Here is a 1,308-nt window from a genome sequence, read left to right on the forward strand (position 1 = left end):
GGGGTAGGGCCGATATTGGCCCAGGATTACGCGTTAAGGCCGTCTCAGCCCCTTGATCTGCGGCGATGGGCCTGTCGCGTCTCGATTGGGTCACTGGCGGGACGGGTGGGGCGTCAGGGGCCTAGCGTTCCTGATCATGAGCGTTGAGTACCTGTCAGGTGATCAGATTGCCCGGTTCGGTCGGTTCGCGCAGGAGCCGTCGCCGCAGGAGCTGGAGGCGTTCTTCCGGCTGGACGAGCTGGCGCTGGAGATGGCGAGGACCAAACGGCGTCCTCACAACCGTCTCGGGTGGGCGGTGCAATGGGGCACGGTGCGGATGCTGGGCACGTTCCTGTCCCAGCCGGCGAAGGTGCCGCCGGGGGTGGCGGCGTTCGTCGCGGACCAGTTGGGGATTGACGACCCGTCGTGTCTGGAGGGCTACCCGGATCGGCAGACCACCCAGTACGAGCACGCCAAGGAGATCCGGTCCCTGCTGGGGGTCCGGGATTTCGAGGACGGAGAGTTGGAGCTGCGGCAGCACGTCGCGGGCCGGGTGTGGGTATCCAACGAGGGGCCGCGGGCGCTGTTCGACCGGGCGGTGACGTGGCTGCGGCGCAACCGGTGCCTGTTGCCGGGGATCACCCCGCGGCCTATCTGGTCACCGAGGTCCGCACCGCTGAGCAGGCCCTGATCTACTCGGTGGTCGACGCCCCGGTCACCCCGGATCTGCGGCGTGACCTGATGGGACTGCTGGTAGTTCCCGAGGGGAACTCCGTCTCGGTGCTGGAGCGGTGGCGTACCACCCCGCGCGAGGTCAACGGCCGGGGCCAGAAGGGCGCGTTGGAGCGGGCGCGGGATGTGCGCGGGCTGCACGCCGGCGAGCTGGACCTGTGGCGGGTGCCGCCTGTGAAGCTGGCGGAGCTGGCCCGCTTCGGGGTCAGCACCCACGCCCCTCGGCTGCGACGACTGGCCGAGCCGCGCCGCACCGCCACGGTGCTGGCGACGGTGCGGCATCTGGAGAACGCCTCGGTGGACGACGCGCTCACCCTGTTCGAGGTGCTGATGTCCACCAAGCTGCTGGCCCGCGCGGCCCGCGCCGACGACAAGGCCAAGCTCAAGACGATGCCGAGACTGCGCAAAGCGGCGGCGACGGTGGCGTGCGCGGTCACCGTGCTGATGGACACTCCGGTGGAGGAGCTGGACCCGGCGGTGCCGGTGAGCGTGGCCCAGGCGTGGGAGCGGATCGAGAAGGTCGTCACCCGCGAGGAGCTGGCAAAGGCCCTGGCGGACCTGGAGGCGGTCCTGCCGGAGGGCACCGAGGAGGACGCC

The 1,308-nt window shown here is 70.3% G+C and carries 1 protein-coding gene and 1 pseudogene; both read left to right on the top strand.

Translation table 11 applies throughout. The features are described from left to right. Nucleotides 1–136 precede the first annotated feature (136 nt). On the top strand, nt 137–670 hold the full coding sequence (locus tag OTB19_RS42395) for a DUF4158 domain-containing protein (RefSeq protein ID WP_267804193.1): 534 nt from the start codon (nt 137–139) through the stop codon (nt 668–670). Further along, nucleotides 601–1,308, top strand: a pseudogene (locus OTB19_RS42400) (Tn3 family transposase); the annotation flags it as partial. The gene OTB19_RS42395 and the pseudogene OTB19_RS42400, both read left to right, overlap by 70 nt.

It is taken from the genome of Streptomyces sp. H27-H5 (assembly GCF_026627505.1).
Lineage (GTDB): Bacteria > Actinomycetota > Actinomycetes > Streptomycetales > Streptomycetaceae > Streptomyces.